This is a genomic window from Pleurocapsa sp. CCALA 161 (genome assembly GCF_003003995.1).
Lineage (GTDB): Bacteria > Cyanobacteriota > Cyanobacteriia > Cyanobacteriales > Xenococcaceae > Waterburya.
The window spans coordinates 24151-30150 of the sequence record NZ_PVWF01000063.1 but is presented as its reverse complement, the minus strand read 5'-3'; the positions used below and the strand labels follow the sequence as shown (position 1 = coordinate 30150).

Below are 6000 nucleotides of genomic sequence, written 5' to 3'. Positions count from 1 at the left end.
TTACTGCAAAAAGTAAGAGAATTGTCTCATTTACCAAGACGTGAAACCGCTAAAAAATGTGGATATTATACAATCACTAAAGATAATCAAACGAGGGTAAACCTAACTGATTTTTACGATGCAGTACTTGCAGCCAAGGGAGTTCCTCTAGATCCAGAAGGAGCAAAAGATGGTCGTGGACGTGAACCTACTTATCGAGTCAGCGTTCATAAAAATGGTCAAATTGTAATTGGATCTACCTATACTCAAGCAATGGGTCTAAAGGAAGGTGACAAATTTGAAATTAAGCTGGGATACAAGCATATTCACCTGAAACAAATTGATGGTGAAGACAATGGTGCAGCTGACAATAATTAAATAACTAGTTGTCGGGTAGAGCGTTTGCTCGATCGCCCTTGCCTCTTCAAATCATCGTGATGTACTATCATTCAATTCAATTAAGCTGATGAGTCCATCATGGTTTAAGGTTCTTGGCTTGCTGGGAGTATGGACTATCATCTGGTTGCCCATTGCCCTAGTGCTATCTAGACTAATTGACTGGCAGCCAAAAGAGTCCCTAACACCAAAGCAAAAGTTAATTCTCTTAGCTTCTCTTTATCTTCTTGTCCCAGGAATAATTATCTGGAAGGTTAAAACAGAATTTTTAACCTTTGCAGATCTTGGTTTAAGCCTTACCTCTAGCAACCTATGGTATGTATTATTGGGATTAGGTGCTAGTTTAGTCAGTTTAATACTGGTTTTTACCCTAGAATCTCTGGGTAATTTAGTTACTTGGCGTTGGCAGAATTTGAGGCAAATACCCAGCTTATTGTTACCAGTCTTGAGCTTGAGTTTACTAATCAGTTTGGTAGAAGAACTAATATTTCGTGGGTATATATTTATTACTCTACTAACAGATAATTCATTTTGGCTAGCAGCGATCGCCTCTAGCGTAATTTTTGCTGGTTTGCATTTAGTTTGGGAAAGAAAACAAACCTTGCCACAGCTTCCAGGTTTATGGCTGATGGGGATGGTGTTAGTAGCAGCCAGATCGATCAACGACACCATTTACTTACCCATAGGACTTCACGCGGGTTGGATTTGGGGCTTAACCTGTCTCGATTCAGCAGATTTATTAATCTATCAACATCAAGATCACTGGTTTACAGGCATAAAGCAACAGCCTTTAGCAGGGATGGCTGGAATACTGTGTTTAGGGGTTACGGGATTAGGAATATGGACTTTGGGTTATTAGCTACTTGTTAGTAGTCAACTGGGGTAGAACAATTTCGCAAGGGCGATTGACTCCCTGAGCTACTTTTCCTGTAGTTATTCGGTTGACATCACCATGGGTAATTAAATTTCCCTGATTGAGCAGGCCATAATAAATAAAGTAAAAACCCATTTTCTTAGTCTCACCAATGACTTGTTCGCGGGAAGATTGATGTTTCCACCAGTGAAGATCGGCAATTTCTGGTGAGCTTGGAGTTGAATAAGCTGTAACCTCTATTTCATCTCCCAACACTTTGTTAAAGCTCCATATACCCCGACGCAGGTGATAGCGATCCGATACTAAGATAATCTTGTTAACAGGATTTTTGATTTCTGCTAGCTTGCGTTTAAATGCCTGTGCCTCATTAAACGTACTTTCAACCAACTCACCACAGTATAAGTCTTGAGTTGGAAGCTTATATTTTGCAAAGATATTACGATATTCGGTCAAATCTTCGACAGTTTCATCAATTCCTGCTGCATAATAAATTCCCTGAACTTTTCCTTCCTCATATAGCTCAATCAAAGTTTTCAAGCGAGCATTGCTACCTGAAAGTAGAACAGACATGTCTCCTGTAGGATCGCTTTCCCCCGCAGCTAACCACTTGCCATAATTAATCCCAATCGGTTTCCAGGTAATACCAGCAACAGATAATAAGCCTAAAACAAAAATCAAGGAGATCTTATATTTTTTCGGCATTTGAGCAAAGAGCTTTTTCATGGCTTGACATCGACCACAACTATAATAAAACTTCTGCTAGGCTTTGAGACAGATTAAAAATGCGACCGCAACTTTCAGCATGCCAAACTCTTAGCTTATCATTAATGTTTCCTGCAACCAACGGTCCCATAAGATAAAAATTTGGCTGTGTCTCAAAATTTTCATTCATCTCAAAGCCACCACGAGAATCATTAGGAGTACAAATTCCTTGTTGAATCAAATTATTAATTAAAGGGGAAGATGATTGAGTTAGATCTTGAAATCCAGCGCAGTTAATTATTACTTGAACAGGAGTGGTAAATGTTTCTGGCTGGCTGCTGTTGAGGGGAATATATTCAAAACCAAACTGATTTTTTGTTAGAGATATGATGCTGATAAATTTGCCTTTGACAAATTCTAGTCGACCTTCAAGCACAAGTTTGCCTACAACATTGAGGTAATCTAACCCTGCGCGTCTTTGAAACTTACCAATTTTTACACCATATTCAATCACAAATTGTTTTTGTTCTAGATAACTAAGCTGATCAAGAGCCTGAATTACCTTTTGGGAAATGAGCCTATAAGTGCCATCTACAGTTTCATTGTTTGCTAAGGCTGCTGCAACATCTTGTTGGACTGCTTCATAAATTTGTTTGGCGGTGAAATTGTCCTGCTGTAGAAGTAAATCAAGGTTTTGGGCAATATAAGTCGTAGATACAGGAGTATCTTTAATAGGATGGGGAAATGTACCGCTGGGCGAGACAACCACAAACTTATCGATTAATTGTGCCACTTCTAACAGATTATTGAGGCTGTAGATAGTTTCCAACGCACTGGCATTTGAACCAATAATCAGAACTTGTTTGGCTCGTCTAGAATTAGCTTGTAAATGCTGAAGAATACGTTCAATGTTACTATTTTGCGAAGGTTCATATACATCAGCGATACAGCAAACTTCGTTTTTAGCTTCAGCAGGCGATCGCTCAAAAAACTTTAATTGGCTTAAAAAAGCTGTTTTGTTAGGTGGACTGCCAATCGCCAAAACTACTTTTGTAGCATAAAGGGGATTATGCTCTGTGGTATCGATTTGGTAAACTTCTGACTGCTTTTGAATATTACAAACATTTGCCTTAATTAGCTCGTACTGCAAATAATTTTGCGCTGCTGCTTTCTTTAATAGATTTACTGTGCGCTCTTTGAGATACCAGCCAAATAAATATCGCGGTATAAAAAGATCATTCCAATGATTTTGCTCAATTGCTGCTTGATAAGACTTTAGCCATTGGCTGCTAAAAATACCTGGTCTTTTTTGAAGACTGGAGATGACGCTATTGTAATTGGCTTTTAACCAATCAGTAAAGCGATCGCGCTCTGGCTGAGGTAGAAATTCCCGGAGAGAAGTAATGATTAGAGATTGTTGACCCGATCTACTACCGTAGGGAATACCTTTCCAAAACTCTCCAGACTTGTCTAGCACTGCAACTTTAATGGTTTTTTGTTCCTCTATTTCTCTTGTAGCTAGTTTTTTTGCTAGTAAATCCAGATAATGAATCAAAGTATATGCACAAGATATGCCCGATCCCACAATTGCCAAATCGTAAGTGCTGCTTGTAGATGGAAATGGTCGCTCAGATTGGACAATTTGATTGACAACTACACTTTCGTTCTGTAATCCTTGCATTTGAGTATTGCTAAAATTAATCTTAAATTGGCGATGGGAATTGATGAGAATTCGTTAGTTAAGCAAGATGAGGGAAATTTAGATGTCATGTTTTCCGCCATCATAAATCTATTGTCTATTAAATAAAACAGTTAATTCAAATATCAAATCAAAACATCTTTTAAATTAATCCAATACACCTACATATGTATATGTAATTAAATCACATAAATTATCAAAATTTAATAATTTAGAATCACTATCCTAAAATACTTATTTTTTGATAATTACTAAAACCCCGTAAAATCTTATTTTTTAAACAATATATTGATATTGTCAAATTATTAAAATTATTATTTTATTAGCTTGATTAGCAATATGTATCTATACGGAGCAGGTGGTCATTCTAAGGTTATTACCGATATTCTCAACAGCCTTGGAGTCGAGGTGCTAGGGGTATTTGATGATCAACCTCTTGGTGCAAAATTGACCACTATGGCGATCGATTCGGGGATCAGAGTTCAGGGAGAGACGTTTCCAAAATTAGATGCACCTTTAATTATTAGTGTAGGGGATAACCAAAGGAGAGCTGAATTAGATCTGATGTTGCGGACTAATGCTGATTATGGTCAAGCAATTCACGGTACGGCGATTATCTCGGCTAAGTCAACTATTGGTGAGGGAACAGTAATTTTACAAGGTGCGATTGTTCAATCCGCAGCAAAGGTAGGTAGACACGTATTGATTAACACGGCAGCTAGTATCGATCATGATAATGAGATTGGCGACTATGCTCATATTTCTCCCCATGCAACTTTATGTGGTCATGTCAAGGTAGGAGAAGGAACGCATATAGGCGCTGGTGCGGTAGTAATTCCCTCGATCCGAATTGGAAAGTGGTGTACTGTCGGCGCAGGAACAGTGGTAATTAGGGATATTCCCGATTATGCGACGGCAGTGGGTAATCCAGCTAGGATGATTAAGATGAGAAAGCCACCTGTGTTCAATTAGCAATGAGCAAATACTGAGAACTTATGTTGCAACTAAAGCTGGAGAGAGAAGTGGTGACTGGAGATGTTCATTTTGTGTCGGAGATAGAACCGGTGAGCAGCAAACCTTTGAACTCCTGAATCGAGATGAAACTGCTGACAGTTGTGATCTTGAGCATATTCGATTAGCCAGGTAAATAATGCTTGACCGTAACCTTGCGATCGCGAACCCTCATTCACTATTAAATCTGCTAGATAAAGATATTTTCCCCAAGCTAAATTAGTAGCAAGGTTAAACCCTGCTACTCCTGCTACTTGATTATCATAGATATAAGCCAGTTGATAACCAGTCGACCTTTGAGCTTGCACTTGCTGGGCAAAATTATCTGCTTGCAGATGCGATCGCAGTTGCGACATTACAGGAAAACATTGTTGGATTTGGGCGATAGAAGTTGCTAATTGAATTGAGGCAGAAGGTTGAGGATTCATTCTCATTAAAGTAACTGTATAAATAGAAAAACAGGCAAATTTGCGGACAATTAACGAAAAGTTTGCCTGTTATTTTAAAATCTTTTTAACTACTGTGCAACATAACCACCGTCTACGATCAAAGTTTCGCCCGTTACAAACGAGGCATGATCTGAGGATAACCACAGCACTGCATTAGCCACCTCAGATGGTTTTCCCACTCGACCCATGGGATGAAGTCCTGCCATGTAAGCTTTTGCTTCATCTTGTCCATCCGTTGCTTTCTCAAACATTGCTGTTTCAATTGCACCAGGTCCAACGGTGTTGATGCGGATACCCGATTGTGCATATTGGATAGCAGCCGCTTTGGTCAGGCCTTCCACCGCATATTTACTCGCAGTGTAGAGTGGAACACTAGGCATTGCAACCACACCTAAAATAGATGATGTATTGACGATCGCACCACTTTTCTGACTCAGCATCTGGGTAATCTCATACTTCATGGATAACCAAACACCCTTCACATTAACGTCCATAATACGCTCGTATTCAGAATCTAGTTGCTCGCTTAGGGAAGGATTTTCACCATAAGATCCTGCGTTGTTGAAAGCAATATCTAAATGACCAAATACTTCAACCGTTTTGTCAACCATTGCTTTGACATCTGACTCTTGAACGATATCTGTTGGAATAAAAAATGCTTTTCCACCAGCATCCTCGATCTTCTTAACTGTCTCTTCCCCTTCTATGACTCGACGACCTGCTATTACCACTTTAGCGCCTTGATGGGCGTAAGCGATCGCAGTAGCTCGACCAATGCCAGAAGTTCCACCCGTAACAATTGCAACTTTACCTGAAAAATTCATCATCATAAAATCCTTAATGGTTGATTGCTTTAAGCAATTCCATTATTAACGGGGTACAATCTAGAA

7 protein-coding genes are annotated in these 6000 nt (G+C 39.2%); 3 read left to right on the top strand and 4 right to left on the bottom strand.

From position 1 onward, the window contains the following. Positions 1 to 357, top strand: a 357-nt coding sequence (locus C7B62_RS15320; RefSeq protein ID WP_106238240.1) for an AbrB family transcriptional regulator, incomplete at its 5' end; no start/stop codon positions are given. Positions 358 to 445: 88 nt separating this feature from the next. After that, positions 446 to 1234 carry a CPBP family intramembrane glutamic endopeptidase gene (locus tag C7B62_RS15315; protein ID WP_106238237.1) on the top strand — a complete coding sequence of 263 codons (789 nt, stop codon included), beginning with the start codon at positions 446 to 448 and terminating at the stop codon, positions 1232 to 1234. Here the strand turns inward: C7B62_RS15315 and C7B62_RS15310 are convergent, their stop codons facing one another. Beyond that, a complete protein-coding gene (locus C7B62_RS15310) occupies positions 1235 to 1972 on the bottom strand; it encodes a YdcF family protein (RefSeq protein ID WP_106238233.1) in 738 nt (245 codons plus the stop codon). A gap of 19 nt (positions 1973 to 1991) precedes the next feature. Then, positions 1992 to 3632: an FAD/NAD(P)-binding protein gene (locus C7B62_RS15305; RefSeq protein WP_106238230.1), complete on the bottom strand. Its 1641-nt coding sequence runs from the start codon at positions 3630 to 3632 to the stop codon at positions 1992 to 1994. A gap of 357 nt (positions 3633 to 3989) precedes the next feature. Between C7B62_RS15305 and C7B62_RS15300 the strand changes: the two genes are divergently transcribed. Next, on the top strand, positions 3990 to 4622 hold the full coding sequence (locus C7B62_RS15300) for an acetyltransferase (RefSeq protein ID WP_106238226.1): 633 nt from the start codon (positions 3990 to 3992) through the stop codon (positions 4620 to 4622). Positions 4623 to 4654: 32 nt separating this feature from the next. On the opposite strand, the gene C7B62_RS15295 is transcribed toward C7B62_RS15300, so the two are convergent. Beyond that, on the bottom strand, positions 4655 to 5089 hold the full coding sequence (locus C7B62_RS15295; RefSeq protein WP_106238254.1) for a GNAT family N-acetyltransferase: 435 nt from the start codon (positions 5087 to 5089) through the stop codon (positions 4655 to 4657). Positions 5090 to 5178: 89 nt separating this feature from the next. Next, entirely contained in the window at positions 5179 to 5934 is a 756-nt protein-coding gene (locus C7B62_RS15290; protein ID WP_370303996.1) for an SDR family oxidoreductase, read from the bottom strand. Between the last annotated feature and the right edge of the window lie 66 nt (positions 5935 to 6000).

Excerpts from the sequence above, each read along its gene's own strand:
- C7B62_RS15300 (WP_106238226.1), top strand. The coding sequence starts at position 3,990 with ATGTATCTATACGGAGCAGGTGGTCATTCTAAGGTTATTACCGATATT.
- C7B62_RS15295 (WP_106238254.1), bottom strand. The coding sequence starts at position 5,089 with ATGAATCCTCAACCTTCTGCCTCAATTCAATTAGCAACTTCTATCGCC.
- C7B62_RS15290 (WP_370303996.1), bottom strand. The coding sequence starts at position 5,934 with ATGAATTTTTCAGGTAAAGTTGCAATTGTTACGGGTGGAACTTCTGGC.
- C7B62_RS15315 (WP_106238237.1), top strand. The coding sequence starts at position 446 with ATGAGTCCATCATGGTTTAAGGTTCTTGGCTTGCTGGGAGTATGGACT.
- C7B62_RS15310 (WP_106238233.1), bottom strand. The coding sequence starts at position 1,972 with ATGAAAAAGCTCTTTGCTCAAATGCCGAAAAAATATAAGATCTCCTTG.
- C7B62_RS15305 (WP_106238230.1), bottom strand. The coding sequence starts at position 3,632 with ATGCAAGGATTACAGAACGAAAGTGTAGTTGTCAATCAAATTGTCCAA.